At 67.8% G+C, this 24,302-nt stretch carries 30 protein-coding genes and 1 tRNA gene; 10 read left to right on the top strand and 21 right to left on the bottom strand.

Annotated elements, in window-relative coordinates; genetic code table 11:
• From ACK4IU_RS05780 to ACK4IU_RS05770, 3 genes are all read right to left on the bottom strand, one after another.
• Positions 1–268 (bottom strand): DUF6538 domain-containing protein (locus ACK4IU_RS05780; RefSeq protein ID WP_409732561.1); only part of this gene is annotated, 268 nt, incomplete at its 3' end.
• A gap of 61 nt (positions 269–329) precedes the next feature.
• Positions 330–405 (bottom strand) — tRNA-Thr (locus ACK4IU_RS05775).
• Between the two features lie 42 nt (positions 406–447).
• Positions 448–2,106 (bottom strand): ABC transporter permease, encoded by a 1,659-nt coding sequence (locus tag ACK4IU_RS05770; RefSeq protein WP_409732559.1) that lies wholly within the window; start codon positions 2,104–2,106, stop codon positions 448–450.
• A gap of 100 nt (positions 2,107–2,206) precedes the next feature.
• Here ACK4IU_RS05770 and ACK4IU_RS05765 point away from each other — a divergent pair, with 100 nt between their 5' ends.
• Positions 2,207–3,079, top strand: a complete 873-nt coding sequence (locus ACK4IU_RS05765) for a hypothetical protein (protein WP_409732557.1) — start codon at positions 2,207–2,209, stop codon at positions 3,077–3,079.
• Here ACK4IU_RS05765 and ACK4IU_RS05760 read toward each other — a convergent pair whose 3' ends face one another.
• Positions 3,080–3,334, bottom strand: coding sequence for a DUF2312 domain-containing protein (locus tag ACK4IU_RS05760; RefSeq protein ID WP_409732555.1), 255 nt, complete (start codon positions 3,332–3,334; stop codon positions 3,080–3,082).
• Between the two features lie 154 nt (positions 3,335–3,488).
• Here ACK4IU_RS05760 and ACK4IU_RS05755 point away from each other — a divergent pair, with 154 nt between their 5' ends.
• The gene (locus ACK4IU_RS05755) at positions 3,489–3,704 is read left to right on the top strand and encodes a hypothetical protein (RefSeq protein WP_149586974.1); all 216 of its coding nucleotides are present in this window, start codon (positions 3,489–3,491) and stop codon (positions 3,702–3,704) included.
• 66 nt (positions 3,705–3,770) lie between these two features.
• On the opposite strand, the gene ACK4IU_RS05750 is transcribed toward ACK4IU_RS05755, so the two are convergent.
• Both ACK4IU_RS05750 and ACK4IU_RS05745 read right to left on the bottom strand, forming a co-directional pair.
• Positions 3,771–3,965 (bottom strand): hypothetical protein, encoded by a 195-nt coding sequence (locus ACK4IU_RS05750; protein WP_409732553.1) that lies wholly within the window; start codon positions 3,963–3,965, stop codon positions 3,771–3,773.
• Positions 3,962–4,294, bottom strand: a complete 333-nt coding sequence (locus ACK4IU_RS05745) for a TraR/DksA family transcriptional regulator (protein ID WP_409732551.1) — start codon at positions 4,292–4,294, stop codon at positions 3,962–3,964. The genes ACK4IU_RS05750 and ACK4IU_RS05745 overlap by 4 nt, the downstream gene beginning before the upstream one ends.
• A 137-nt stretch (positions 4,295–4,431) precedes the next feature.
• Between ACK4IU_RS05745 and ACK4IU_RS05740 the strand changes: the two genes are divergently transcribed.
• Positions 4,432–4,857, top strand: coding sequence for a TIGR01244 family sulfur transferase (locus ACK4IU_RS05740; protein ID WP_409732549.1), 426 nt, complete (start codon positions 4,432–4,434; stop codon positions 4,855–4,857).
• A 43-nt stretch (positions 4,858–4,900) separates the two neighbouring features.
• On the opposite strand, the gene ACK4IU_RS05735 is transcribed toward ACK4IU_RS05740, so the two are convergent.
• The 10 genes from ACK4IU_RS05735 to ACK4IU_RS05690 form a co-directional block, all read right to left on the bottom strand.
• Positions 4,901–5,899 carry a FliM/FliN family flagellar motor switch protein gene (locus tag ACK4IU_RS05735; protein WP_409732547.1) on the bottom strand — a complete coding sequence of 333 codons (999 nt, stop codon included), beginning with the start codon at positions 5,897–5,899 and terminating at the stop codon, positions 4,901–4,903.
• 52 nt (positions 5,900–5,951) lie between these two features.
• Positions 5,952–8,636, bottom strand: coding sequence for an ATP-binding protein (locus tag ACK4IU_RS05730; protein ID WP_409732545.1), 2,685 nt, complete (start codon positions 8,634–8,636; stop codon positions 5,952–5,954).
• A gap of 1 nt (position 8,637) precedes the next feature.
• Complete coding sequence (locus ACK4IU_RS05725) at positions 8,638–8,901, bottom strand: hypothetical protein (RefSeq protein ID WP_409732543.1); 264 nt, start codon at positions 8,899–8,901, stop codon at positions 8,638–8,640.
• Entirely contained in the window at positions 8,898–9,275 is a 378-nt protein-coding gene (locus tag ACK4IU_RS05720; RefSeq protein WP_409732541.1) for a response regulator transcription factor, read from the bottom strand. Before ACK4IU_RS05720 ends, ACK4IU_RS05725 begins: the two co-directional genes overlap by 4 nt.
• A 145-nt stretch (positions 9,276–9,420) precedes the next feature.
• On the bottom strand, positions 9,421–10,698 hold the full coding sequence (locus tag ACK4IU_RS05715; RefSeq protein WP_409732539.1) for a short-chain fatty acyl-CoA regulator family protein: 1,278 nt from the start codon (positions 10,696–10,698) through the stop codon (positions 9,421–9,423).
• A gap of 110 nt (positions 10,699–10,808) precedes the next feature.
• Positions 10,809–11,789: an ABC transporter substrate-binding protein gene (locus tag ACK4IU_RS05710; RefSeq protein WP_409732537.1), complete on the bottom strand. Its 981-nt coding sequence runs from the start codon at positions 11,787–11,789 to the stop codon at positions 10,809–10,811.
• Between the two features lie 36 nt (positions 11,790–11,825).
• Positions 11,826–12,671 (bottom strand): ABC transporter permease, encoded by an 846-nt coding sequence (locus ACK4IU_RS05705; RefSeq protein ID WP_409732535.1) that lies wholly within the window; start codon positions 12,669–12,671, stop codon positions 11,826–11,828.
• Positions 12,668–13,534, bottom strand: coding sequence for an ABC transporter permease (locus ACK4IU_RS05700; protein ID WP_409732533.1), 867 nt, complete (start codon positions 13,532–13,534; stop codon positions 12,668–12,670). The genes ACK4IU_RS05705 and ACK4IU_RS05700 overlap by 4 nt, the downstream gene beginning before the upstream one ends.
• A complete protein-coding gene (locus ACK4IU_RS05695) occupies positions 13,531–13,866 on the bottom strand; it encodes a hypothetical protein (RefSeq protein WP_409732531.1) in 336 nt (111 codons plus the stop codon). Before ACK4IU_RS05695 ends, ACK4IU_RS05700 begins: the two co-directional genes overlap by 4 nt.
• A gap of 36 nt (positions 13,867–13,902) precedes the next feature.
• Positions 13,903–14,694, bottom strand: a complete 792-nt coding sequence (locus ACK4IU_RS05690; RefSeq protein ID WP_409732529.1) for an ABC transporter ATP-binding protein — start codon at positions 14,692–14,694, stop codon at positions 13,903–13,905.
• A 116-nt stretch (positions 14,695–14,810) separates the two neighbouring features.
• On the opposite strand from ACK4IU_RS05690, the gene ACK4IU_RS05685 reads away from it, so the two are divergent.
• Both ACK4IU_RS05685 and ACK4IU_RS05680 read left to right on the top strand, forming a co-directional pair.
• Positions 14,811–14,951 (top strand): hypothetical protein, encoded by a 141-nt coding sequence (locus ACK4IU_RS05685; protein WP_409732527.1) that lies wholly within the window; start codon positions 14,811–14,813, stop codon positions 14,949–14,951.
• 36 nt (positions 14,952–14,987) lie between these two features.
• Positions 14,988–15,383 carry a cupin domain-containing protein gene (locus ACK4IU_RS05680; RefSeq protein ID WP_409732525.1) on the top strand — a complete coding sequence of 132 codons (396 nt, stop codon included), beginning with the start codon at positions 14,988–14,990 and terminating at the stop codon, positions 15,381–15,383.
• Here the strand turns inward: ACK4IU_RS05680 and hydA are convergent.
• Together hydA and ACK4IU_RS05670 are read right to left on the bottom strand one after the other, a co-directional pair.
• On the bottom strand, positions 15,380–16,834 hold the full coding sequence (gene hydA / locus ACK4IU_RS05675) for a dihydropyrimidinase (RefSeq protein WP_409732523.1): 1,455 nt from the start codon (positions 16,832–16,834) through the stop codon (positions 15,380–15,382). The genes ACK4IU_RS05680 and hydA overlap by 4 nt on opposite strands.
• Positions 16,835–16,903: 69 nt before the next feature.
• Positions 16,904–18,154, bottom strand: coding sequence for a Zn-dependent hydrolase (locus tag ACK4IU_RS05670; protein ID WP_409732521.1), 1,251 nt, complete (start codon positions 18,152–18,154; stop codon positions 16,904–16,906).
• 123 nt (positions 18,155–18,277) lie between these two features.
• On the opposite strand from ACK4IU_RS05670, the gene ACK4IU_RS05665 reads away from it, so the two are divergent.
• The 5 genes from ACK4IU_RS05665 to ACK4IU_RS05645 all read left to right on the top strand — a co-directional run bounded on the left by ACK4IU_RS05665 (position 18,278) and on the right by ACK4IU_RS05645 (position 20,743).
• A complete protein-coding gene (locus ACK4IU_RS05665) occupies positions 18,278–18,925 on the top strand; it encodes a TetR/AcrR family transcriptional regulator (protein ID WP_409732520.1) in 648 nt (215 codons plus the stop codon).
• Positions 18,926–18,934: 9 nt separating this feature from the next.
• Positions 18,935–19,399, top strand: coding sequence for a heme-degrading domain-containing protein (locus tag ACK4IU_RS05660; protein ID WP_409732518.1), 465 nt, complete (start codon positions 18,935–18,937; stop codon positions 19,397–19,399).
• Between the two features lie 78 nt (positions 19,400–19,477).
• Positions 19,478–20,098, top strand: coding sequence for a TetR family transcriptional regulator C-terminal domain-containing protein (locus ACK4IU_RS05655; protein ID WP_409732516.1), 621 nt, complete (start codon positions 19,478–19,480; stop codon positions 20,096–20,098).
• Between the two features lie 82 nt (positions 20,099–20,180).
• Positions 20,181–20,474, top strand: a complete 294-nt coding sequence (locus ACK4IU_RS05650; RefSeq protein ID WP_409732514.1) for a hypothetical protein — start codon at positions 20,181–20,183, stop codon at positions 20,472–20,474.
• A 95-nt stretch (positions 20,475–20,569) separates the two neighbouring features.
• Positions 20,570–20,743, top strand: coding sequence for an N-(5'-phosphoribosyl)anthranilate isomerase (locus ACK4IU_RS05645; protein ID WP_409732513.1), 174 nt, complete (start codon positions 20,570–20,572; stop codon positions 20,741–20,743).
• A gap of 108 nt (positions 20,744–20,851) precedes the next feature.
• On the opposite strand, the gene preA is transcribed toward ACK4IU_RS05645, so the two are convergent.
• The 3 genes from preA to ACK4IU_RS05630 all read right to left on the bottom strand — a co-directional run bounded on the left by preA (position 20,852) and on the right by ACK4IU_RS05630 (position 24,158).
• Positions 20,852–22,150 carry an NAD-dependent dihydropyrimidine dehydrogenase subunit PreA gene (gene preA, locus ACK4IU_RS05640; RefSeq protein ID WP_409732511.1) on the bottom strand — a complete coding sequence of 433 codons (1,299 nt, stop codon included), beginning with the start codon at positions 22,148–22,150 and terminating at the stop codon, positions 20,852–20,854.
• A 78-nt stretch (positions 22,151–22,228) separates the two neighbouring features.
• Entirely contained in the window at positions 22,229–22,783 is a 555-nt protein-coding gene (locus ACK4IU_RS05635) for a DedA family protein (protein WP_409732509.1), read from the bottom strand.
• Positions 22,784–22,841: 58 nt separating this feature from the next.
• Positions 22,842–24,158 (bottom strand): NAD(P)-dependent oxidoreductase, encoded by a 1,317-nt coding sequence (locus ACK4IU_RS05630; RefSeq protein WP_409732507.1) that lies wholly within the window; start codon positions 24,156–24,158, stop codon positions 22,842–22,844.
• Positions 24,159–24,302: the final 144 nt, after the last annotated feature.

The following is a 24,302-nucleotide window of genomic DNA, read 5'->3' as shown; positions in this document are numbered from 1 at the left end:
CTCGTGGAGGCCTTCGCTGGTAGCTCAGGGGAAGCCAACGGGAGGAGCAGAGGGGATCAGCTGGGCTGCCAGACCTGTCCTCCTCCCACCTCCTCACCGTCTCTCGGGGCTGGGCGCGTGATGCGGCCACGGTGACCGATCTCGTCCGCAACGAGTAGGAGATTTTTGTGGACGTGTAGTGGTGTCGCAGGTCGTTCGGGACCCGCCTGCAGAAGTAGTAGATACCTTCCTTCACAAATGAGTGCGGTGCAGCTTTGTTCTTCGCCATGTTCTACGCCAGCTCCATCTTTCGACAAAGCTGAGGCTATTCAATGGCTTGGCTGACGGTGTGGTGCCCCCAGAGGGACTTGAACCCCCGACCCTCTGATTACAAATCAGATGCTCTACCAGCTGAGCTATAGGGGCCACGCCCTTCAGATACAGGCGCTGACCGGGCTGTGCAAGGGTTCAGTCCCGCTGGTCCCGTGCCAGGATCGCGACGGCAACAAGCCCCACCGCCATCACCAACAGCGCGGCCGGGGCTGCCTCGGACAGGCGTTCCAGGCTGGCAAGCTCGAAGACGCGGGTCGAAAGCGTGTTGTAGTTGAACGGCCGCAAGAGGAGTGTCGCGGGCAGTTCCTTCACGCAATCGACGAAGACGACCAGAAGCGCCGTCAGTACCGACCCCCGGATCAGTGGCAGATAGACCGCCCCCAGCGTCCCGGTGGCCGATCGGCCCAGCGAACGGGCGGCCATGGCAAGGCTTGGCGAGACGCGCCCGAAGGCCGCATCGACCGCACCCTGGGCGATGCCGAAGAAGCGCACCATGTAGGCCAGGCCAAGGGCAAAGGCGGTACCGGTGATCATCAGCCCCGGGTCCCAGCCGGTCAGCGCCAGGATTCCGTCCGCCAGCCGGTGGTCAAGTGCAGCCAGCGGCAGCAGCAGCCCCAGCGCAAGCACCGCCCCCGGCGCGGCATAGCCGATCAAGGTCAGGGGCAAGAGCCATTGCGCCCCGCGCGAGCCCTTCATCCGCAAGGCATAGACGAGGAAGATCGCCGCCGAGACCGTGGCCAGCGCCGCGAGGCCGGCCACGACCAGCGTGTTCCGCAGCGCCTCGAACAGGCCCGGCGCCAGCCAGCCCGAGGGCGCGGCTGCGGCATGGACCAGCATCACCGAGACGGGCAGCACGAAGCCTCCGGCGAAGGGGATCAGGCACAGGATCGTCGCGTACCAGCGCTTGCGGCCGGCGATCGGATGGGGTTCGACGCTCTGGGCTGCCCGGCCAAGCCGGTGGAACCGGGCGCCACCGCGCCCTGCCCGCTCGAGTCCGACCAGAAGCAGGATCAAGGCCAGGATCACCAGCGCGATCTGCGCCGCCCCCCCGGCATTGCCGCCGTTGAGCCAGGTCGAGAACACCCCCGTGGTCAGGGTCTGCACGCCGAAATGCAGCACGGTGCCGTAGTCGGCCACCGTCTCCATCAGCGCCAGCGCCACCCCCGCCGCGATCGCTGGGCGGGCCAGTGGCCAGCCGAGCCGCAGGAACAGCCCCCAGGGCCCGCAGCCCAGTGAGCGCGCAACCTCGTAGGCGCGGCCCGACTGTTCGCGGTAGGCCGCGCGGGCGAGAAGATAGACGTAGGGATACAGCGCAAAGGACAGGACGAGGATCGCGCCGGGCAGCGAGCGGACCTGGGGGAACCAGTAGTCGCGTGCCGAGGTCCAGCCGAAGGTCGCGCGCAGGGCGGACTGGACCGGGCCGGCATAGTCCGTCAGGTCCACCAGCGCATAGGCCGCCACGAAGGCCGGGATGGCGAGGGGAAACAGCAGTGCGTGCGCAAGCCAGTCGCGGCCTGGAAAGCGGTACTGGCTGACCAGCCAGGCCGCACCTGTCCCCATCGCGGCGCTCAGGACGGCCACTCCCCCCATCAGTAACAGCGTCGTGCCCAGATAGCGCGGCAGCACCGTCGCCATCAGATGCGGCCAGATGTTGCCGGTGGCCGTCAGTGCCAGCCACAGGATCGAGAGGATCGGCGCCAGCACGATCGTCGCAATGGCAAGCGCGCCCAGCGTCCAGCGGTCCGGGACCAGCCGGAAGCGGCGAAAGTCAAGTTGAGCGAAACGGTCGGACATCCTGCTGTCGCGGTTACAGGAAAGCGGTTTAACTGTCCAGAAAAGCCCGTATAGTCGCGCCGTCGGGCGAGGGTTAGCCCGCGCCGCAAAGTCAGGCCCGATGCGCATTGTCTACCACCTTGGTGCCCATTGCACCGATGACGACCGGCTGGTCCGCTGCCTTCTGAAGAACCGGGCCAAGCTGGCCGAACAGGGAATCGTGGTACCCGCCCCGACCCGGTATCGCAAATTGTTGCGGGACACGGCGGCACAGCTTCGGGGTGCTGCCGCCTCGGAGGAGACCGAGGCGATGATCCTCGACCAGATCATGGACGAGCCTGCCGCCGACCGCCTGATCCTGTCCTGGACCAGCTTCCTCAGCTTTCCCGCCTATGCGCTGTCGGGTGGCCTGTACGCCCAGGGCGGCGAAAGGTTGCGCGCCTTTACCCAGATCTTCCCGGACATCGAGACAGAATTCTGCCTGGCGATCCGCAACCCCGCGACCTTCCTGCCCGACCTGCGCAGCCGCGCGCAGCAGAAGGGTCACGAGGACATTCTCGACGGCGTCGATCCCCTTGCCCTGCGCTGGTCGCAAGCGGTGCGCGGGATCCTCGAGCACAACCCTGGCGTGCCGCTGACGGTCTGGTGTGACGAGGACACGCCGCTGATCTGGCCCGAGGTGCTGGCCGTGGTCTCGGGTCATGCGACGGGAACGGTGCTGGAGGACACCGACGAGCTTCTATCGCTGCTGCTGAGCGAGACGGGTCTGGCGCGCTATCACGCCTATTGCCGCGAACATCCGCCGCAATCCGTCTCGCAGCGCCGCCGCATCGTCACGGCCTTCCTGGAAAAGTTCGGCCGACGCGATCAGATCGAGACGCCGATCACGCTGCCCGGCTGGACGGAGGAGCTGGTGGAGGAACTGACCCGGACCTATCTGACCGATGTCGAGCGCATCGCGCAGATGCCGGGCGTCAGGCTCATGGAAGCCTGATCAGACCATCCCGAGGGCGGATTTGTAGACCTCGAGCACGGCCTCTTCCTCGGCGAGTTCGTCCGGCTTGCGCTTGCGCAGCGCGATGACCTTGCGCATGACCTTGGTGTCGTAGCCGCGCCCCTTGGCCTCGGCCATCAGCTCCTTCTGCTGCTCGGTCACGTCCTTCTTCTCGGCTTCCAGCTGTTCGTAGCGTTCGATGAACTGGCGCAGCTCGTCGGCGGTGACGGCATAGGGGTCGGTCGCGTCGGCCATGGGGGTCTCCGGGTCGGGATGGGTCAGGATGGGTCGGCTGTTCCTACCCTGCCCCGGCCCCGGGGTTCAAGGCGCGATCGGCGCCGAAGCGCGCCTTGCTTGCGCGACCGGCGGGATGCGGCTAGCTAGCGCGGATACAAGGAAGGGGACAGGCATGCAGGGTCTGATCTGGGCAGGGGCGGCGCTGACACTTCTGGGGGTCGCGGGGCTGGGCTATTGCATCCTGGCCGCGACCAGGGCGCGCCGGGCGGGGCTGGACGATGCGGCGATGCGCGCGGCCTTGCAGCGGGTAGTGACGCTGAACCTGGCGGCGGTCGGTGTGTCGGCGCTGGGGCTTGCGGCGGTGATCGCCGGGATCCTGCTGGGCTGAGGCGCCACACTTCACGACCGCGGCCAGCCCCGGCCCACCGGAAGGGCGTGACGACGGCCCCCGCCCTCAGACCGGCATGTTATCGAAGCCGGCCTCGATCTCGGCATCGGTGGGCTGGTGCTTGTCCTTGCCAGGGATCAGGGTTGCCAAGGCACGCATCTCGGCGAGAAGCAGTTCCAGACCCTGCTGCTGCAACTCGATGCCAGCGGCCACGAACTCTGCTTCGTCACGGATCAGATCGGCGGGTTTGCGAGCGTTCATTGGGCACAACTCCTGCAAAGGGGGGTCCAGGGAAGGGCGTCGAGCCGCGCCTCGGAGATCGGCTCGCCGCAGCGGGCACAGAGCCCGTAGCTCCCGTCCTCGATCCGGTGAAGCGCGGCGCGGATCTGAGAGATTTCGGCAAGTCCCGCCTGGCCGGTGGCTTCCAGCACCTCGTCGCCCTCGCGTTCCGTGGCCAGATCCTCCCAGTCGGGGTTGTGATGCGAATCAAGCTCTTCCTCGATCGCCTCGAGCCGGGCGCCAAGTTCGACCAGCCGTTGCCTGAGCGCGGCCTTGCGGACGGAAATCGGTTTTGGGGCCTGAGCCTGCATCGCATCCTCCTTCTTGCAGGATGAAGGATAGGCCGTTCCGGCCCGGATGTCCTTGACCCAGGTCAACGGCGCTTTCGCTTTGTGCCGGGGGTGGCTATGGTCCATGGGGCCTGCCCGACCGAGGAGTGGAGAGAGACATGGACATCCGCGCGATCACCCCCGACTATGCGGTCTCGCCGCAGATCGAACCGGCGGACTTGCCGGCCATCAAGGCGGCAGGCTATGTGACCGTCATCGACAACCGCCCGGACGGCGAGATCCCGCCGCACCTCCATACCGCCGAAATGCGCCGCGCCGCCGAGGCGCTGGGGCTGGTCTTCTTGGCGAACCCGGTGATCGGCGGGGCGCTGACGATGGACAACGTCAAGGCCCAGGCCGCGGCGATCGCCGCTTCGCCGGGGCCGGTCTTCGCCTATTGCGCCAGCGGCAACCGGTCCTCGATCGTCTGGGCGCTGGCCAATGCCGGCAAGCGCCCGGTGGACGAACTGGTGGGCCTGCCCGCGCGCTTTGGCTATCAGCTCGATCACCTGCGGCCGCAGATCGAGGCGCTGGAAAAGGGCTAGACGGAAGGGTCTGACCGACCCGGCGACGCGCCTCAAGCGACCGCTAGCCTGCCGCGCGCAGGTCCGTGGCAACCGGTATCTCGCCGGGGTCGGTCGTGCCCTGCGAAGCTGCCGTCTTCGGGGCGGGGTTCGGGACCGCGAGCGGGGCTGCCGGCATGGGCATCCGGGCGGAGACCGGGGTCTCGTTCAGTTTCAGCGCCCGCATGCCGCGGTTCTGGCCCAGACGGGCGCCGGCGACGCGGCGGCCATCGAGGGTTTCCAGCGCGACATCCTCGAGCGTCGCGGTGGGCAGGACCAGCGTCTCGCCCGCGGCCAGCGCCATGATCCTGTGCAGGGGCAGACGCAACCGCCCGATCACCGCATCCAGCCGGCAATCTGCCTGCAGGACCTGGGCCTGCAGCTCTTGCGTGAACTGTGGCGCGGCGCTTTCGGCGGCCTCGGCCGCGACGGCCGGACGGTCCCCCCTGCCCTCGGCCGGCAGGACCAGGATCACCTGCCCCGTGCGCCCGCCGCCGCCCATCCCGACCTCGGCGGTCAGCACGCGGTAGGCATCCTCTTCCAGCATGAGCGCGAGGGGGCGCGCATCCTCAAGCCAGGAGGCATAACGGAAGCCGCCGGCCCAGGCCAGGTCGGCCTCCTCGGCCAGGGTCTCGTCCAGGCCGACCAGGGCGCGGTCGATGACACCGGCCACCATGGCCGCGTCGATCCGGCTGGGGCGCCGGGGGGCCGGGGCCTGCGGCGACAGGCGGCCCAGGGTCTGCATCTCGATCAGCGTGGCGGTGACCATCGGCGACAGCATCAAGACACCAAGCCCGCCCTGCGGCCCGTCGAGGAGCGACAGAAGCGCGCGGTCGGGCACGGTTTCCAGGATCTCGGCGAGGGAGAAGCGGGCGACGGAGAGCGACCTGACCTCGAGGTCCAGCCCCATGGCGTCGCGCGTGGCGCGGGAAAGGGCCAGCCGCCAGCCCCGGTCCGCCCCCGGGGCGCCTTCCGCCACCGCCGGGCGGGCACGGTCGATCTTGCGGCGGATCACATCGGTCATGGCGGCCTGTCCCTCGTGAGGCCACCCTAGCGCGCGCATCCTTGCAGAAAGGTTAAGCGGCCTGGGCTTCCAGCCGGAGCGGCACCGTCACGCGGAAGGCCGCCCCGCCCTGCCCCGGCAGATAGGCGACCGATCCGCCGAGATTGGTCATGATCTCGCGGCAGATCGCAAGGCCAAGGCCCGCCCCGCCGGCGCGGTTCGCGTCGGTCAACCGGGCGAACTTCTCGAAGATCAGCCGCTGGGCGTCCTTGGGGATGCCCTTTCCGTTGTCGATGAAATCGACCGTCACCCGCCCGGCCCTCTGGCGCACGACGATCCGCAGTTCCGGCCGCGGCGCGTCGCAGTATTTCCGGGCGTTGGAGATCAGGTTGATGAAGACCTGGGTCAGCCGGTCGGCGTCGGTCTTGAGGTAGATCGCCTCGGACGGCAGGTCGCGGATCACGAGGAACTCGCGCTCGGGCCGAGTCGCGCGCGCCGCGGTCAGCGCGGTGTCGATCATGCCCTGCAGGCTGGCCAGCCCGACATTCAGCTGGACCGAGCCGTTCTCCAGCACCGACAGGTCCAGAAGATCGTCCAGCAGCCGCGTCAGCCGCTTGGCCTCGTCATGGATGATCTGGCCGTAGCGCACCACGGTTTCCGGCGGCAGGTCGCCCTCGGTCAGGATCTCGGAGAAGGCGCGGATCGAGGTCATCGGTGTGCGCAGTTCATGGCTGATCTGGCTGAGGAAGGCGTCCTTCTGCAGGGACAGCTGGGTCAGCTTCTCGTTCGCCTCGCGCAGGGCGCCGGCGGTGCGGGTGAGTTCCGCCTCGCGCGCCTCGAGCCGGGCGGAATATTCCAGAAGCTGGGCGGATTCCGAGGCCACCGCCATCAGGTCCTCGACCGTCACCGTGGCGCGACCGACCAGCTGGCTGATCATCGCATGGGCCGTCGCCGCGCCGACCGAGCCGGACAGCCGCGATTCCAGGCCATCGAGGAAAACGGGCGTCGGGTCCGGCAGGAAGCCATCCTTGCCCTGTGCCCGCGCCGCCTCCTGGAACAGCGCCAGCGCCGCGTCCTCGCCCAGGATGCGCTGGGCCATGGTCAGGAGCGCCTCGGGTTCCACCTGCCCGCGCGCCCAGCGTTGCGGGCCGACCGATCCCTCGAAGACGTTGACGAAGGCGGCGCCCTGCAGGCGTTCGACCGGGCCGGGGAAGGTGAGAAGCGAACCGATGCAGAAGGCGATGGTGTTCAGCGTCAGCGACCAGAACAGGGCATGGATCATCGGGTCCATCGCTTCGGTCCCGAACAGGGCCTGCGGACGCAGCCAGGACAGGCCGAAAGCGCCTTCGGCAAAGACCTGGGCCGAGAGGGCGGCACCCGGGCCGAAGGAGGGCAGGAAGGAAGTATAGGCCCAGACCACGAACCCGGTGACGAGGCCGAGGATGGCCCCGGTGCGGGTGGCCCCGCGCCAGAAGATTCCGCCGATCATTGCCGGCAGCACCTGCGCCACCCCGAGGAAGGCGATCAGCCCGATGGCGGCAAGCGCGGCCGAACCGCCCGAGACGTGGTAATAGGCATAGCCGAGCGCCAGCACCGCCCCGATGGCGATCCGCCGCGCCATCAGCACCACCTGGCGCAGGTCGTCCCCCGCCCCCGCCCTGGGGCGCAGCCGCAGCCAGAGCGGGATCATGACGTGATTCGAGATCATCGTGGCCAGCGCGATGGATTCCACGATCACCATCGAGGTGGCCGAGGAAAAGCCGCCGAGGAAGGCGAACATCGCAAGCGCCCCCTGCCCTTCGGCCAGGGGCAGGGTCAGGACGAACATGTCGGGGTTCGCACCCTGGGGCAGGCGTTCGAGGCCGACCACCGCGATGGGCACGATGAACAGGCTCATCGCCATGAGATACAGAGGGAAGGCCCAGCTGGCGCGGGCGAGGTGGCCCTCGTCCTCGTTTTCCACCACCATGACCTGGAACATGCGCGGCAGGCAGATGACGGCGGCGGCGGAGAGGAAGATCAGGCCCGTCCAGCGCCCCGGCTGGACCTGCCAGGCGGCGAGGTCGGCGGCGTCGATCCGGGCGATCACGTCCGCAATCCCGCCCGCGATGCCCCAGACGACGAAACTGCCCACCGCCAGCAGCGCCACCAGCTTGACCACCGCCTCGACTGCGATCGCAGTGACGATGCCGTGGTGCTGTTCGCGCGCATCGAGGTTGCGGGTGCCGAAGAGGATGGTGAAGAGCGCCAGCCCCACCGCCACCCAGACCGCGATCTGCCCGGGGTCGAGCGGGCGCGAGCCGCCGGATTCGGTGGCGGCAAAGACGCCGAAGGCAAGCACCACCGACTGCAGTTGCAGCGCGATGTAGGGCGTGGCCGCCACGACCATGATGACCGTGACGATCACCCCCAGCCCGTTCGACTTGCCGTAGCGCGACGAGATCAGGTCGGCGATCGAGGTGACATGGTGCTGCCGCCCGATCCGCACCAGCTTGCGCAGGAGCCACCACCAGCCGATGAACACGAGCGTCGGGCCGAAGTAGATCGTCAGGAACTCCAACCCCGAGCGCGCGGCATAACCGACCGCGCCGTAGAAGGTCCAGGCCGTGCAGTAGATCGACAGCGAGAGCGTATAGACCAGCGGCGAGCGCAGCCAGCCGAGCCGCCCTCGCGCAGCCCTCCGTTCGACCAGGAAGGCGACGGCAAAGAGGAAGACGACGTAAAGGAGGCAGGACAGGACGAGAAGGTTGAAGGGCATCTCAGTCCTCGTCCTCCTCTGCCCCCTCGCCACCGCGCAGCCCCGGCGCGAAGGCCGCGGCCAGAAGGACAAGGCCCAGCCAGACCGCGAAGAAATAGATCACGTCGCCGGATTCCAGCGCCATGCGGGAGTCCGGGGCCCAGAGGAGCGGCAAGAGGAGCAGGAACAGGCCGAGGACGGGCAGAAGCCGCGCGGCATCGCGCAGGCGGCGGCGGCGGTAGGGAGCCCGCGCGAGGAACAGGGGCTGCTTCGGGCGGCGCGTCACGGGGTGCGCCCGGGCTGGGCCAGCATGGCGCGCACCTCGGCCAGGATCTCGGCGTTCGAGAAGGGCTTGGTCATGAAACGGTCGGCGCCCGCCTGTTCGGCCACCTCGCGGTCACGGCCGCGGGCGGTGAGCATCATCACCGGGGTCGCCCGGCTGGCCGGATCGGCGCGGAGGCTGGCCAGCACATCGAGCCCCGACATGCCGGGCAGCATGTGGTCGAGGATCACCAGGTCGGGCGGGTCCTGCCGGGCCAGCTCCAGCGCCGCGGCGCCCTCGCCGGCGTGGCTGACGCGCAACCCGTCGCGGGTCAGCAGGAAGCGGATCGCCTCGGCGATGTTCGGTTCGTCCTCGATCAGAAGGACATGCGCGGCCAATGGTTCCCCCCGGTCGGTCTTCTGCCGCCCTGCCCCACTATCGGCGCAAACCGCGGCCCGTGTCAAAGCCTGAGGGCGACGCTGGTCGATGCCTGCGGCAGTCCTCGCAGCCCGCCCGCCCGTCCGGCGCCGCAGGAGGAGCGGTTCAGGCCAGGCCCTCGACCGGAAGGATCGAGGGCTCGCGCCGGGCCGGGCAGTCGCCGCGCGAGCAGACCCGGCAGCTCGACCCGATGGGCAGCACCGGCCCCTCACCCTCGTCGGGCAGGATCAGCATCGCCGCCTCGCGCAGTTCGGGACCGCGCAGCCCCCTCGGATGGCGCGTCTCGGCCCAGGCGACGACGCGGTGGCGCCGCTCGCCCTGTCCGGCCATCTGCACCCGCGCCTCGAAGGGCTGCCCGGGCCGGCCAAGCGCCGCGTAGAGCGGCCAGAGCGGACAGGCGGCGCCGAAGCGCGGCAAGGGGAATCCGGTCGTCGGCTTGCGGAAGGTCAGCGTGCCCGACCCGTCGCAGGTGACGAGGCCGGCCTGCACTTCGGGCACCCCGGCCAGCCGGCGCATCACCACGAGGGGCGAGACGCCAAGCCGGTCAGACAGCAGGAGCGGATCGGGGCCGAGCGCCGCCAGCCCCGCGGCAAGCTCGGCCTCTGGCAGGGCCTCGGCATCCGCGCGGGCGCGCGCCAGGAACTCGCCGGCCAGACTGCGCGCGGCCGAGGAGGCAAGCCCGGCCACCTCGGCCTGAAGCCCCGCGGCAAGCTCGGCGTCGGCAAGGCGCCAGCCGCGGCTTCGCAGCCAGTCCTCGACCTCTTCCTGCGGGGCGGCGATGCCCTGTTCCTCGATCCCCTGCCGGGCGTCGAGGAACCCCACCAGCGCCTCGGCCCCGGCCGCAAGGCGTTCGCTGTCCTGGTGCAGGTTGCGGTGGAACCGGGCGGCCCAGTCGGCGTCGAGGTCCGGCGTCTCGGCCAGGATCGCAGCCGTGGCCCGGACCGCGGACAGCGAGGACAGGAGCTCGTGCAGCGAGGCCGACAGGTGGGGATCGTGGCTCATCCGGTCGTTCAGCGCCTCGACCGCGCGTTCGAGCGCAAGGCCCCGCGCCTCGAGCGTGGCCAGAAGCCCGGCCCAGCCGGGAAAGCGGTCCACGAACTCCTCCACCCGCTCGACCTCGGCCAAGGACCCGCCGCGGGCGGCGGCGGAGCGCAGGTCCTCGACCAGCGCCGCATTGCGCCCCTCGGCCAGCGCCGCGCGGTCGATCTGCAAGGCATCGGCCAGCCGCTCCATCACCTCGGGCGTGACCTTGCGGCGGTTGTGTTCGATGAGGTTGAGGTAGCTGGCCGAGATCCCCGCGCGCCCCGCCACTTCGGCCTGGCGCAGGCCCTGGGCTAGGCGCAGGTCGCGCAACTTGGATCCGGTCAGGGCGGAAAGCGGCATGGGACCCCCTGGCCGCAGATTTACAAGGGTTGTGAAGCTTTACAAGCCCGCCGGAACGGAAGGCGCCGCCCCGAGGGGCGGCGCCAGGGTCTGCGGCAGGGCGCGGCGGATCAGTTCGCCAGCGCCTTGTCGGTAATCGCGTGGGTCCACGCCCCTTCCGGCGCCTTCGAGATCACCGGGTCGGACCCGCCGGCCAGCAGCGTGGCCACTGTGCGTTCATAGTCGGCCGGATCGAGCGCGCCGTTCGAGCCGGCGGTCAGCTTGGCCACCTCGCCCATCATGCGCTTCTGGTGAGCTTCGGTCTGGGCGCCGGTCTGGTCGTTCTCCAGCACGATCATCGCGGCTTCGTCCGGGTTCTCCTCGGCATATTTCCAGCCCTTCATGCTGGCACGGACGAACTTGACCATGGTCTCGGCGAAGGCGGGATCGGCGAGGCGGTCTTCAAGCACATAGAGGCCGTCCTCGAGCGTGGCGACGCCCTGATCCTCATACTTGAAGGTGATCAGGTCGTCCGGGCTGATCCCGGCGTCGATCACCTGCCAGTATTCGTTGTAGGTCATGGTCGAGATGCAGGCGGCCTGCTTCTGCAGCAAGGGGTCCACGTTGAAACCCTGCTTCAGCACCGTCACGCCGCCGGGGCTGCCGTCGGTCTTGAAGCCGAGCTGGCTCATCCAGGACAGGAAGGGGTATTCGTTGCCGAAGAACCAGACGCCCAGCGTCTTGTCGGCGAAATCCTTGGGCTCCTTGATCCCGGTCTCCTTCAGGCAGGTCAGCATCATGCCCGAGGACTTGAAGGGCTGGGCGATGTTCACCAGCGGCAGGCCCTTTTCGCGCGCGGCGAGCGCCGCCGGCATCCATTCCACCACCACATCGGCCCCGCCCCCGGCGATGACCTGCGTCGGCGCGATGTCCGGGCCGCCCGGCAGGATGGTGACGTTCAGGCCCTCTTCCTCGTAGAACCCCTTGTCCTTGGCCACATAGTAACCCGCAAACTGGGCCTGCGTGACCCATTTGAGTTGCAGCTTCACATCCTCGGCGCTGGCCCCCGAGGCCATCGCTGCCATGGCTGCCGCCATCAGTAGCTTCTTCATCATCGCACTCCCATGTTGGGCCCCTTCCGGGCCTTGTTAATGCCGTTGCGACGGGTGCCAGAAGGTCACCCACCGTTCGATCAGCGAGATCAGCCCATACAGAACCGACCCCGCCAATGCCGCCACCGCAATCTCGGCCCAGACCATGTCGAGGCCAAGCCGGCCCACCTCGGTCGAGATGCGGAACCCCATGCCATAGACCGGACTGCCGAAGAATTCGGCAACGATGGCCCCGATCAGCGCGAGAGTCGATGCAATTTTCAGCCCGTTGAAGACGAAGGGCATCGCCGCGGGCAGGCGCAGCTTGAGAAGGCTCTGCCAGTAGGAGGCGCCCCAGGTCGCCATCAGGTCGCGCTGCATGCGGTCCGAGGCATGCAGGCCCGCGACGATGTTCACCAGCAACGGGAAGAACACCATGACCACAACGACCGCCGCCTTCGACTGCCAGTCGAAACCGAACCACATCACCAGGATCGGCGCGAGGCCGACGATGGGCAGCGCCGCGACGAAATTGCCGATCGGCAGCAGGCCGCGCTGCAGGAAGGGGCTGCGATCGACGGCGATGGCGGTCAGGAAGGCCGCGCCGGCGCCGATCAGGAAGCCCGGGATCGCCCCCTTCAGGATCGTCTGCGCGAAGTCCTGCCACAGGACCGGCAGCGAGGTCGCGATCTTCGCTGCAATGGCACTGGGGGCGGGCAGGATCACCGGAGCCACGTTAAGGCCCCGCACCAGCCCTTCCCAGAGCACGAGGACCGTCACGCCGAAGATCAGCGGAACCAGGGCCTTGCCGCCCCGCGTTCGCGCGATCCCTCTTCCCGCCAGCCGGACGTTCAGCGCCCAGGCGGCGAGCCAGAACGCGACGGCCAGCCACAGCGCCATCATGCCCGCACCCCCATGCGCCGACCCGCAAGCCGCTCGATCAGGCCCACCACCAGGATCAGCATCCCCGCGAGGATCGCCGCCGCGAAGAGGCTCGCCCACATGATCAGCGGCTCGCCGAACTGTGACCCGATCAGCATCCGCGCACCCAGGCCCTCGATGGCCCCGGTCGGCAGTTCGCCCACGATCGTCCCCACCAGCGAGGCCGCGACGGCCACTTTCAGCGAGGCAAAGAAATAGGGCATCGAGGCCGGCAGCCGCAGCTTCAGGAAAGTCTGCGCATCGCTCGCGCCATAGGTCTTCAGCAGGTCGAGCTGCATCTGGTCAGGGCTGCGCAGGCCCTTCACCATGCTGACCAGCACCGGGAAGAAGGACAGATAGGCCGCGATGACCGCCTTCGGAATGTCGCGGCCGGTCAGGCCAAGCTGGCTCGAGACGGTGATGATCATCGGCGCCAGGGCCACGATGGGAATGGTCTGGCTGATGATCGCCCAGGGCATGACGGACATGTCCATCACCCGGAAGCGGACGATGGCCATGGCCAGGGCGACGCCGACCAGGATGCCAAGACCGAAGCCCATCATCGTGCCCTTGAACGTCACGAAGCCATGATAAACCAGGCTGCGCTTCGAGGTGACCGCCTGCCCGAACAGCCCCTTCCAGAGCTCGGCCCCCACCTGATGCGGCGGCGGCAAGAGCGGCCGCGCCTGATCCATGGTCTGCGGGATGACCTCGGCCCAGGTCACGGTCTGCCCGGCCCGCTCGGCCTGGTCGAAGACCCAGGTAGAGTTCATCCAGACGGCGGCCGCATACCAGATCGCGACGATCCCGGCGAGGACGGTCAGGACGGGAAGCGCGCGGCTCATGCCCTGCCCCCCGTCGGCCAGGCGATCATCGCCACCGCCACGCATCCCAAAGCCATACCGGCCAGCTGCAGCGGCGTCGGCCGCTCGCCGAAGACGACGATGGCCATGACGGTGATCGCGACCAACTGGAAGATCGCCGACAGGGCAATCGCCAGCCCCAGGCCGTTCAGCCGCATGACCTGGACCATCAGCCAGTTGCCCAGGCAGAACAGCGCCAGCGCGCCCAGCAGGACCGGCAGCCCGCCCTTGACCGCATAGGTCTTGAGCACGCCATTCGCCGCCACGAACACCGCCGTCGCCGCCGAGAGCCAGAGGAAGGTGAGGCCGCTCATCGCCCGCCCTCCCGGTCGGCGAAAGGTCTGTCGAACCTAGTCATCATGGTGACCGGCCCGAAGCCCCTCGCGCACGCGGTGGGCGATCTCGATGAACTCGCGACTGTCGCGGATGTCGAGCGGACGCTCCTTCGGCAAGGGCGAGTCGATGACATCGGTGATCCGGCCCGGACGCGGCGACATCACCACGATCTTGGTGGAAAGATAGACCGCCTCGGGGATCGAATGGGTGACGAAGCCGATGGTCTTGCCGGTGCGCGCCCAGAGCTTCAGTACCTCTTCGTTCAGCCGGTCGCGGACGATTTCATCCAGCGCGCCGAAGGGTTCGTCCATGAGCAGGATGTCGGCATCGAAGGCCAGCGCCCGCGCGATGCTCGCCCGTTGCTGCATGCCCCCTGAAAGCTGCCACGGGAACTTCTTGCCGAAGCCCTTCAGCTCCACCAGCTCCAGCACCCGTTCGATCCGCTGGTCCTGCTCGGCCTTCGGAAAGCCCATGATCTCAAGCGGCAGGCGGATGTTGCCGGCGATGGTGCGCCAGGGATAAAGCCCCGCCGCCTGGAACACATAGCCATAGGCGCGCTTCTGCCGTGCCTCGTCGGGTATCATCCCGTTCACGGTCAACGTGCCGTCCGTGGGATGTTCGAGCGCCGCGATGCAGCGCAGGAAGGTGGTCTTGCCGCAGCCCGACGGCCCGATGAAGCTGACGAAATCGCCCTGGTTGATCGTCAGGTTCACGTCCTTCAGCGCCTGGACCGGTCCGTCCGCCGTCTGGAAGACAAGGTTCAGCCCCTTGGCCTCGATCACCGATTGGCTGACAGTATCCTTCACGCCCTCATCCCTTCCCTCATCGGTCGCGAATCCGCTCCCGGGCCTTCACATTCCCGTTGCCTCGCGGTGCGACCCTCCGCCCCGGTCCCCATCTTGGGGTCGAAAGGAGGACCGCCATGCTTTTCACCACCCCGCAGACGACCCTCGCCTTCGCGCCCGAGCCGGAGGACCTGGAGGAGGTCTATTTCGACGCCCCCGTCCTGGCCTTCACGCCCCCCGACCGGGATGCCGAGGAATCCGTGCCGGGCGAGCCCTGAGGCGTGGTATCCTTCGGCAAGCGAAGGAGTCCCCCCATGCCCGACTGCCGCAAGATCCGCCCCGCCGACCGCTATGCCGGGAAGCAGGGCTTTACCTACGACGCCGGAATCGCCGCGGAAACAGTGTGTTCCACGGCGATTTGCATGCATCTTCTGACGATCCCGCCGGGGGGTCGCGCCAGGGCGCACAAGCACGCGACGCATGAAACCGCGATCTACCAGCTGACCGGCCGGGCGGTGATGTACTGGGGCGACCGCTTGGAGCACCGGATGGAGACCGAGGCCGGCGACCTCATCTACATCCCCGCCGACACGCCGCACCTGCCCTTCAACCCCGGCCCCGAGCCCTGCACGGCCGTCATCGCCCGGACCGATCCGAACGAGCAGGAAAGCGTCGTGCTGTTGCCCGAGCTGGAGCATCTGGCGCCCTAGACGCCCGTCGCCGGGACGCCCGTCCGCTCCACGGGCCGGGGCGCGGTCAGGTCCTTCCACTGGGTCAGCGCGCGGTTCACCGCCGGGCGTGCCTCGCGGGCGACGAACTTGCCGTGACCCTCCTGCGTGCGCACCTCGCCGTCGTGGATCGCGACATGGCCGCGGGTCAGGGTAAAGCGCGGCAGGCCCTTCACGGTGTGGCCCTCGAACACGTTGTAGTCGATCTTCGACTGCTGTTTCGCGGCCGCAATCGTCTTGGTCTTCTCGGGATCCCAGACCACCAGGTCCGCATCCGCCCCCACCAGAACCGCGCCCTTCTTCGGGTAGCAGTTCAGGATTTTCGCGATATTGGTTGAGGTTACGGCGACAAATTCATTCGGCGTCAGCCGCCCGGTGTTCACCCCATGGGTCCAGAGCATCGGCATCCGGTCCTCCAGCCCCCCCGTCCCGTTCGGGATCTTGGAGAAGTCGCCGAGGCCATAGCGCTTCTGTTCCGTGGTAAAGCTGCAATGGTCGGTCGCCACCACCGACAGGCTGCCCGACATCAGCCCGGCCCAGAGGCTGTCCTGATGCTGCTTGTTGCGGAACGGCGGGCTCATCACGCGGCGGGCGGCATGGTCCCAGTCGGGGTGGAAGTATTCGGACTCATCCAGCGTCAGGTGTTGGATCAGCGGCTCGCCCCAGACGCGCTTGCCTTGGCTCCGCGCGCGCCGGATCGCCTCATGCGCGTCCTCGCAAGAGACGTGGACGACGTAGAGCGGCACACCCGCCATGTCGGCGATCATGATCGCGCGGTTGGTGGCCTCGCCCTCGACCTGCGGCGGGCGGGAATAGGCGTGGCCCTCGGGGCCGGTGTTGCCTTCCTTCAAGAGCTTCGCCGTCAGTTCCGCCACCACATCGCCGTTCTCGGCATGGACCATCGCAAGGCCGCCGACATCGCCCACCCGGCGGAAAGAGTTGAACAACTCGTCGTCGTTCACCATCAAGGCGCCCTTGTAGGCCATGAAGTGCTTGAAGCTGGTGATGCCCGCCTTGGCCGAGTCCTCGATCCCCTGCCAGACCTTCTCGCCCCACCAGGTGACGGCCATGTGATAGGAGTAGTCGCAGGTCGCGCGGGTGGACTTGTTCGACCAGACCTTGGCCGCATCCATCAGGTCCTGGCCCTGGCCCGGCAGGATGAAGTCAACGACCATCGTCGTCCCGCCCGACAGCGCCGCCCGGGTGCCGCTCTCGAAATCATCCGCCGAGTAGGTGCCCATGAAGGGCATCTCCAGATGCGTATGCGGGTCGATGCCGCCGGGCATGACATAACAGCCGGTCGCGTCCAGCACCCTGTCACCTGTCAGACCCTGCCCGATCTCGACGATCACGCCGCCTTCAACCTTGACGTCAGCCAGATAGGTCAGGTCCGCCGTTACGACCGTTCCCCCCTTGATCACCGTCGAAGCCATCGAACCTCTCCCAGATTTCATCTGTCCAAAAATATCCCGGGGTCCGGGGCAGCGCCCCGGGGCCTGCCATCAGGAGACGACCTCCGCCACCTCGAGGCAGGCGTGGAGGAGCACATCCGTCCCCGCCGCGGCCCATTCCGGGCTGATCTCCTCGGCCTCGTTGTGCGAAAGCCCATCCACGCAGGGGCACATGATCATCACCGTAGGCGCGACGCGGTTGATCCAGCAGGCGTCGTGGCCGGCCCCCGACACGATGTCCATATGCGAATAGCCCAGCTTTTCAGCGGATTGGCGGACGATCTTCACAAGGCCGGGGTCGAAGGTGACCGGGTCGAAGTGACCCACGTCCTCGATCTCACACCCAAGCCCCAGCTCCTTTGCCACCGCGTGCGCCGCGCGGATCACCTCGGCCTTCATCGCGTCGAGCTTCGCCTGTTCGGGGGACCGGATATCCACCGTGAACACGCATTTCCCCGGGATCACGTTGCGCGAGTTCGGGTAGACGTTGCATTGGCCCACCGCCCCCACCGCGTTCGGCTGGTGGCTCATGGCGATCTGGTGCACGCGCTCGGTGATCCGGGCCATGCCCAACCCCGCATTCACCCGCATGTGCATCGGTGTGCTTCCGGTATGCGCATCCCGCCCCGTCAGCGTGATCTGCAACCACCAGAGGCCCTGGCCATGGGTGACGACGCCCACATCCTTGCCCTCGGCCTCCAGAATAGGCCCCTGTTCGATGTGCAACTCCAGCATCGCATGCATCTTCCGCGCGCCCACGGGTTCGTCGCCGACCCAGCCGATGCGCTTCAACTCGTCGCCGAAGGCCTTCCCCTCGGCATCGCGGCGCGCATAGGCATAGTCCTGCGTGTGCATCCCCGCAAAGACGCCCGAAGCCAGCATGGCAGGCGCGAACCGCGTGCCTTCCTCGTTCGTCCAGTTCGTCACCACGATCGGGCGGCGGGTCTTGACGCCCATGTCGTTCATCGTGCGCACGACTTCCAGCGCGCCGAGAACCCCCAGCACGCCGTCATACTTGCCCCCCGTCGGCTGGGTGTCGAGGTGCGAACCCATGTAGACCGGCAGCGCATCCGGGTCCGTCCCCGGTCGCGTCGCGAACATGTTGCCCATGGTGTCGACGCCCATCGTCATGCCCGCGGCCTTGCACCAGGAGGCGAACAGATGGCGCCCCTCGCTGTCGGCATCGGTCAGGGTCTGGCGGTTGTTGCCGCCCGCGACGCCCGGGCCGATCTTGGCCATCTCCATCAGGCTGTCCCACAGCCGCTCGGAATTGATCCGCAGGTTGTCCCCGGTTGCTGGCATCTGACACTCCCTGTTCGCGCGGGGGGGCCATCCTGCCCCTTGCCGCGACTCATTTCCTGACCGTATGGTCAAGGTGAAGGCGACCACAACCTGACCATTCGGTCAACAAGAAACCGGAGAGCGATGAGCGGCGACGCCCAGATTTCACGCCTCAAACCGGGACGTCGCACGGATATCCGGCGCGAGAACGAACGCGCTATCCTGGAGGCGGCCGAGAAGGTCTTTGCCGAGGCCGGGTTCGGGGGGGCCACCATGCAGCTGATCGCCGACATGGCGGGTCTGCCCAAGGCGAACCTGCACTATTACTTCGCCACCAAGGAGGACCTCTACCGCCGCGTGGTGCAGCAGATCTTCGAGATCTGGCTGGATGCGGCGTCAAGCTTCGACGACGCGCCCGGCCCGGTGGAAGGGATCGGCGCCTACATCGACGCCAAGATGGACATCTCGCGCCGCCATCCGCATGGGTCGAAGGTCTGGGCGAGCGAAGTGATGCACGGCGCGCCGGTGATCCAGGACTATCTGGAAACGACGCTGCGCGACTGGACCGAGGGCCGGATCGCGGTCATCCAGCGCTGGATCGACGAGGGGAAGATGCGGCCGGTGAACCCGCGGCATCTGCTGTACCTGCTCTGGGCCACGACGCAGCACTATGCCGACTTCGGGCACCAGATCCAGACGCTGAACGGGGGCCGGCCGCTGAGTGAGGCGCAGTGGAAAGAGGCCAAGGCCTGCGTGAAGGACATGGTCCTGCGCGGCATCGGGGCGATCTGAGGGGGCGTGATGGACAAGACCGAACTCGAGGCCGAATACGCGACGCTCGCCCTGCCCGCTTTCGACGAGTTGTCGGCCCTGCGGCTGGGGCAGGTCCTCGTCGATCTGGCCCTGGCCGAGGATCTGCCGGTGGTGATCGACATCCGCACCGCCGACCGGACACTCTTCCATGCCGCCCTGCCGGGCTCGGCGCCGCTGAACGACCTCTGGGCGCGGCGCAAGTCGAACACGGCGCTGAAGTTCCAGCTGCCATCGCTTCTGGTCGGGCGCCGGCTGGCGGCCAGGGACGAGACGCTGGCCCGGCACGGGCTATCGGCCGAGGATCATGCCGAGGCGGGCGGCGCGGTGCCGATCCGCGTTGCCGGGGTCGGCGTGGTGGCGGTGGCCACCGTCTCGGGCCTGCCGCAGGTCGAGGATCACCGGCTCGTCGTCCGCGGCCTGCGCGCGATGCTCGACGGCGCGGGCACGCGCTGACCCCCGGTTGCGACCGGTTTGACCTCTCGCCTCGGGCTGCGCTATTCCCGATGTGTCAATCCCCTTGTTCCGGTTCCCATGTCCGCCACCGCACGCCCCCGCTCCCGCATCCAGCAGAGGAACCGCGAGGTCATCCTCGACGCCGCGCTGGAGGTGTTCTCGGCGCACGGGTTCCGGGGGGCGACGCTGGACCAGATCGCCGAGGTGGCGGGCCTGTCGAAGCCCAACCTGCTGTACTACTTCCCCTCGAAGGAGGCGGTGCACAAGGCGCTGCTGACCGGGCTTCTGGACACCTGGCTGGATCCGCTGCGCGCCATGGATCCAGCCGGAGAGCCGCTGGCAGAGATCCTGGACTATGTCCGCCGCAAGCTTGACCTCGCGCGCGACTACCCGCGCGAAAGCCGGCTTTTCGCGGGCGAGATCCTGCAAGGCGCCCCCCGCATGCGCGAGGCCATCGAGGGCGACTTGCGGGCGCTGGTCGCCGACAAGGCCGCCGTGCTGACCCGCTGGATGGAGGAAGGCCGCATCGCCCGGGTCGATCCGGTGCATCTGATCTTCTCGATCTGGGCCCTGACCCAGCACTATGCCGATTTCGACGTGCAGGTCCGCGCCGTCCTCGGCCCCGGCCACGATCCCTTTGCCGAGGCGGGCGGGTTCCTGGAAACGCTCTTCACCCGGCTCCTGAAGCCCGATCCCTAAAGTCTTAAGGACAATCCGGCTGAGAAGGTGTTGATTTCGGGTTAAGATCAGCTTGCTCTTTTGACCGAAAGGAGGGCGAGCGATGGCCATGATCACCAGCATCCGTGCGCCGCTTCCGGTGGCAGAGGCGCCCCTTCATTCCCCCGCCCCGCCGCGCGCCGACCGGTCGGCGCCCGGTGACTTTACGGCTGCGGTCGCGGCGCCGCTGATGGCGGGGTCCGTGACCCAGGCCACGGCAGGACAGGGCACCGACCCGCAGCTGCTCTTGAGCCGGGCTTCGGCCGAAGCCACTGCTGCCGCCGCCGCAGAGGCCGCGCGGGACGCCTACATAAAGGCGAGCATCGCTGCCGGTATCAGCCCCCTGCCCCTGCCCTGAGCCGACCGGCCGGACCGCAAGAATTTTCTCCGAAAATTCTTGCGCCACGATAGGCCGTTCACCTGACCTTGACCTTCTCGCTCGAACCTCGGGCCATGTTCCAAGCCCCGATCCCCGCTGCCACCCTGCCCTGGCTCGATCACGTCTTCTCTGCCAAGGCGGCGGCTACCGGCGGGGTCGTCCGCCGGTCGGTCCGGGATGTGGAGCGCGAAGTCGGCCGCGCGCGCTTTGTTGCGGAAGTCCGGCATCGCGGCTTCCATCTGGTGTAATGCGGCGACCAGTACATCGTGATCTGCAACCAGGATCAGATCCGGATCCTCTGCTGAGCCGCAGGGAACCCAAGAATTTTCGACGAGAATTCTTGGGTCGTCCGGGACCTATTCGGCGGCCTGCACGCTCGGGTTGTTCGGGTGCGTGGTCCAGTTCGCGTAATCGCCGACCTTCACGCCCGTTCGCGGATCGACCGCCCCCTTGGCCAGCGGCACCATGGTGATGCAGTTGTCCACCGGGCAGACGTTGACGCAGAGGTTGCAGGCCACGCATTCCTCGTCCTTCACGGTGAAGGTCCGGTCCGCCGACATGGCGATGGCCTGGTGGCTGGTATCCTCGCAGGCGGCATAGCAGCGGCCGCACTTGATGCAGGCGTCCTGATCGATATGCGCCTTGGTGACGTAGTTCAGGTTGAGATACTGCCAGTCGGTGACATTCGGCACCGCGCGGCCGACCAGGTCGGAAAGGCCGATCTGCTTGTCGTCCAGGTACTGCGACAGGCCCGAGATCATCTCCTGCACGATCTTGAAGCCGTAGGTCATCGCCGCGGTGCAGACCTGCACATTGCCCGCGCCCAGGGCCAGGAACTCGGCCGCGTCGCGCCAGGTGGTGACGCCGCCGATACCACTGATCGGCAGGCCGCGGGTTTCCGGGTTGCGGGCGATCTCGGCCACCATGTTCAGCGCGATGGGCTTGACCGCCGGGCCGCAATAGCCGCCGTGCGTCCCCTTGCCGTCGATCATCGGTTCCGGGCTGAAATCGTCGAGGTTGACGGAAGTGATCGAGTTGATCGTGTTGATGAGGCTGACCGCATCCGCCCCGCCGCGCTTGGCCGCCTCGGCCGGCTTGCGGATGTCGGTGATGTTCGGCGTCAGCTTGACGATGCAGGGCATGCGGCTGTGTTGCTTGACCCAGCGCGTCACCATCTCGATGTATTCCGGCACCTGCCCCACGGCCGAGCCCATGCCGCGTTCGGCCATGCCGTGCGGGCAGCCGAAGTTCAGCTCCACCCCGTCGGCCTCGGTATCCTCGATGCGCTTCAGGATGTCCTTCCAGCTTTCCTCGTCGCAGGGCACCATCAGGCTGATGACCAGCGCGCGGTCGCGCCACTTGCGCTTGACCGCCTTGATCTCGCGCAGGTTCACCTCCAGCGGGCGGTCGGTGATCAGTTCGATGTTGTTGAGCCCGAGAAGCCGCCGGTCCGCGCCCCAGACCGCGCCATAGCGCGGTCCGTTGACGTTCACGACCGGAGGCCCCTCGGCGCCGAGCGTCTTCCAGACGACGCCGCCCCAGCCGGCCTCGAAGGCGCGCTCGACATTGTATTGCTTGTCCGTCGGCGGCGCCGAGGCCAGCCAGAACGGGTTCGGAGACTTGATGCCGACGAAATCGGACGACAGGTTAGCCATGATGCACCTCTCCCTGACATGCAGCAGCCGCCGCCATGGGGCGGGCGATACCGAGGATTGTTGTTGTGAAGGTCCGGCTCAGGCGCCGGTGAACAGCGACCAGATCCAGCCGATGGCGTGGCCCGCCACCTCGCCGAACAGCGGCGTGACATAGGCCCAGGCGAGACAGCCGATGAAGTTGACCACCATGAAGGACGGCACCGACATCCGCGCGATCCCGGCCATCACGAAGACGACCGCGCGCAGCGGGCCGAAGAAGTGCCCGATCATGACCGCCCAGATCCCCCAGCGCCGGAAGGCGGCATTGCCCTTCTCCACGGCGTCGGGATGGTTGCGGAACGGCCAGAGCGACAGAATCGGCCCGCCGAAATGCCAGCCGATCGCATAGGAGGCGACCGAACCGATCACGGCCCCGATCGAGGCCCCGGCCCAGATCGGGAACAGCGACAGCTCTCCGCTGGCCACGAAGGCGCCAACCCCCAGAAGGATCGCCGTCGAGGGAATGGCGATGGACAGGAAGGCAAGGCTCTCGCCGAAGGCGAAGACCAGGGCGATCCAGAAGGCCCAGTCCCGGTTCTCCCGCACGAAGGCGAGCGTCGCCTCGATCCATCCGTCCACGTTCGCCACCCACATCCCGGCCAGGCCATCCGCCTAGCCGGGCCAGAGCGAATGTGCAACCGCCTGCCATCGGTCAGGCCATCAAGTGCTTGTGGATCGCCTCGGCGGCATCGCGCCCCTCGGCGACGGCGGTCACCGTCAGGTCCTCGCCGCCGGCGGCACAGTCGCCGCCCGCCCAGACCTTGCCCTGGTGCCCGGCAAGCTTGCCGCCATGCACCGCCAGCCCCTCGGGCGCGCCGGCCAGCGTCTGGCCGATGGCCTTGAACACCTGGTCGGCCTTCAGCCGGAAGGTCTCGCCAGTGGATTTCAGGCCCTCGGGCGTCTCCTGCGTATAGGCGAATTCCACCTCGCGCACGGCGCCGTTGCCGTGGATCGCCACGGGCATCGCGTTGCAGATGATCCGCACGCCGGCGCTGGTCGCATGTTCCTGTTCGTAGGCCGAGGCGGACATCTTCTCCTGCCCGCGACGGTAGACGATGGTCACGGTCTCGGCGCCCAGAAGCTTCGACTGCACCGCCGCATCGACCGCCGTCATGCCGCCGCCGATCACCACCACGTCGCGACCGATGGGCAGGGTAGACAGATCGGCGGTCTGGCGCAATTCGGCGATGAAATCCACCGCGTCGCGCACACCGGCCTTGTCCTCGCCGGCCGCGCGGAGCGCATTGACCCCCGCAAGACCGATGCCGAGGAACACCGCGTCATACCCGGCCTCCAGCTCGGCCAGCGTCACGTCGCGGCCCAGTTCCACTCCGCAGCGCAGCTCGATCCCGCCGATGGACAGAAGCCAGTCCACCTCCTTCTGCGCGAAACCGCCCGTGGCCTTGTAGCTGGCGATGCCGTATTCGTTCAGGCCCCCCGCCTTGGGGCGGCGTTCATAGACGACCACGTCATGACCATACATCGCCAGCCGGTGCGCGCAGGCAAGGCCCGCAGGCCCCGCGCCGACGACCGCCACCCGCTTGCCCGTGGGCGCACCACGGGTGAAGGGATGCAACCCCTTGGCCATCGCCACATCGGTGGCATAGCGTTGCAGCCGGCCGATCTCCACCGGCTTGCCCTCGGCCGCCTCACGCACGCAGGCCTCTTCGCAAAGCGTCTCGGTCGGGCAGACCCGGGCGCAGATGCCGCCCAGGATGTTCTGGCTCCAGATCGTCTTGGCCGCCGCCTCGGGCGTGCCGGTGGCGATCTGGCGGATGAAGAGCGGAATGTCGATCGAGGTCGGGCAGGCGGTGATGCAGGGCGCATCATGGCAGAAATAGCAGCGATCCGCCGCCACCCGCGCCTCGTGCCGGTCAAGCGCCGGCTCGTGGTCGGCGAAGTTGCGGGCGTAGGCTTCGGCTGGCAGGCGACCCGGAACGATGCCGGGCGTCAGCGGGCTGTTCGACATGGGCTGGGGGCCTCCCTGGCTTATGATTGGACTCAGGCTGGCACAGGTCGATTTTTTTATCAAACGGTAAATTTTCCGGAACGAACGATTTTCGACACGATGACACCGGTCGGATCGGCATTGCCTGTCTCTTGGGCGCTTTCG

Origin of the sequence: Tabrizicola flagellatus (genome assembly GCF_046295235.1) — a bacterium.
In the GTDB taxonomy this organism is placed as follows: domain Bacteria; phylum Pseudomonadota; class Alphaproteobacteria; order Rhodobacterales; family Rhodobacteraceae; genus Tabrizicola; species Tabrizicola flagellata_A.
This window is presented reverse-complemented; position numbering and strand designations above follow the sequence as displayed.

Bases quoted from the DNA above. Each gene is read 5' to 3' on its own strand.
- ACK4IU_RS05715 (WP_409732539.1), bottom strand. From the start codon at position 10,698: ATGCCGCTTTCCGCCCTGACCGGATCCAAGTTGCGCGACCTGCGCCTA.
- ACK4IU_RS05670 (WP_409732521.1), bottom strand. From the start codon at position 18,154: ATGCCAGCAACCGGGGACAACCTGCGGATCAATTCCGAGCGGCTGTGG.
- preA (WP_409732511.1), bottom strand. From the start codon at position 22,150: ATGGCTAACCTGTCGTCCGATTTCGTCGGCATCAAGTCTCCGAACCCG.
- ACK4IU_RS05655 (WP_409732516.1), top strand. From the start codon at position 19,478: ATGTCCGCCACCGCACGCCCCCGCTCCCGCATCCAGCAGAGGAACCGC.
- ACK4IU_RS05660 (WP_409732518.1), top strand. From the start codon at position 18,935: ATGGACAAGACCGAACTCGAGGCCGAATACGCGACGCTCGCCCTGCCC.
- ACK4IU_RS05685 (WP_409732527.1), top strand. From the start codon at position 14,811: ATGCTTTTCACCACCCCGCAGACGACCCTCGCCTTCGCGCCCGAGCCG.
- hydA (WP_409732523.1), bottom strand. From the start codon at position 16,834: ATGGCTTCGACGGTGATCAAGGGGGGAACGGTCGTAACGGCGGACCTG.
- ACK4IU_RS05680 (WP_409732525.1), top strand. From the start codon at position 14,988: ATGCCCGACTGCCGCAAGATCCGCCCCGCCGACCGCTATGCCGGGAAG.
- ACK4IU_RS05730 (WP_409732545.1), bottom strand. From the start codon at position 8,636: ATGCCCTTCAACCTTCTCGTCCTGTCCTGCCTCCTTTACGTCGTCTTC.
- ACK4IU_RS05735 (WP_409732547.1), bottom strand. From the start codon at position 5,899: ATGACCGATGTGATCCGCCGCAAGATCGACCGTGCCCGCCCGGCGGTG.
- ACK4IU_RS05710 (WP_409732537.1), bottom strand. From the start codon at position 11,789: ATGAAGAAGCTACTGATGGCGGCAGCCATGGCAGCGATGGCCTCGGGG.
- ACK4IU_RS05705 (WP_409732535.1), bottom strand. From the start codon at position 12,671: ATGATGGCGCTGTGGCTGGCCGTCGCGTTCTGGCTCGCCGCCTGGGCG.
- ACK4IU_RS05770 (WP_409732559.1), bottom strand. From the start codon at position 2,106: ATGTCCGACCGTTTCGCTCAACTTGACTTTCGCCGCTTCCGGCTGGTC.
- ACK4IU_RS05760 (WP_409732555.1), bottom strand. From the start codon at position 3,334: ATGGCCGACGCGACCGACCCCTATGCCGTCACCGCCGACGAGCTGCGC.
- ACK4IU_RS05630 (WP_409732507.1), bottom strand. From the start codon at position 24,158: ATGTCGAACAGCCCGCTGACGCCCGGCATCGTTCCGGGTCGCCTGCCA.
- ACK4IU_RS05740 (WP_409732549.1), top strand. From the start codon at position 4,432: ATGGACATCCGCGCGATCACCCCCGACTATGCGGTCTCGCCGCAGATC.
- ACK4IU_RS05700 (WP_409732533.1), bottom strand. From the start codon at position 13,534: ATGAGCCGCGCGCTTCCCGTCCTGACCGTCCTCGCCGGGATCGTCGCG.
- ACK4IU_RS05695 (WP_409732531.1), bottom strand. From the start codon at position 13,866: ATGAGCGGCCTCACCTTCCTCTGGCTCTCGGCGGCGACGGCGGTGTTC.
- ACK4IU_RS05745 (WP_409732551.1), bottom strand. From the start codon at position 4,294: ATGCAGGCTCAGGCCCCAAAACCGATTTCCGTCCGCAAGGCCGCGCTC.
- ACK4IU_RS05645 (WP_409732513.1), top strand. From the start codon at position 20,570: ATGTTCCAAGCCCCGATCCCCGCTGCCACCCTGCCCTGGCTCGATCAC.
- ACK4IU_RS05635 (WP_409732509.1), bottom strand. From the start codon at position 22,783: ATGTGGGTGGCGAACGTGGACGGATGGATCGAGGCGACGCTCGCCTTC.
- ACK4IU_RS05650 (WP_409732514.1), top strand. From the start codon at position 20,181: ATGGCCATGATCACCAGCATCCGTGCGCCGCTTCCGGTGGCAGAGGCG.
- ACK4IU_RS05765 (WP_409732557.1), top strand. From the start codon at position 2,207: ATGCGCATTGTCTACCACCTTGGTGCCCATTGCACCGATGACGACCGG.
- ACK4IU_RS05755 (WP_149586974.1), top strand. From the start codon at position 3,489: ATGCAGGGTCTGATCTGGGCAGGGGCGGCGCTGACACTTCTGGGGGTC.
- ACK4IU_RS05665 (WP_409732520.1), top strand. From the start codon at position 18,278: ATGAGCGGCGACGCCCAGATTTCACGCCTCAAACCGGGACGTCGCACG.
- ACK4IU_RS05750 (WP_409732553.1), bottom strand. From the start codon at position 3,965: ATGAACGCTCGCAAACCCGCCGATCTGATCCGTGACGAAGCAGAGTTC.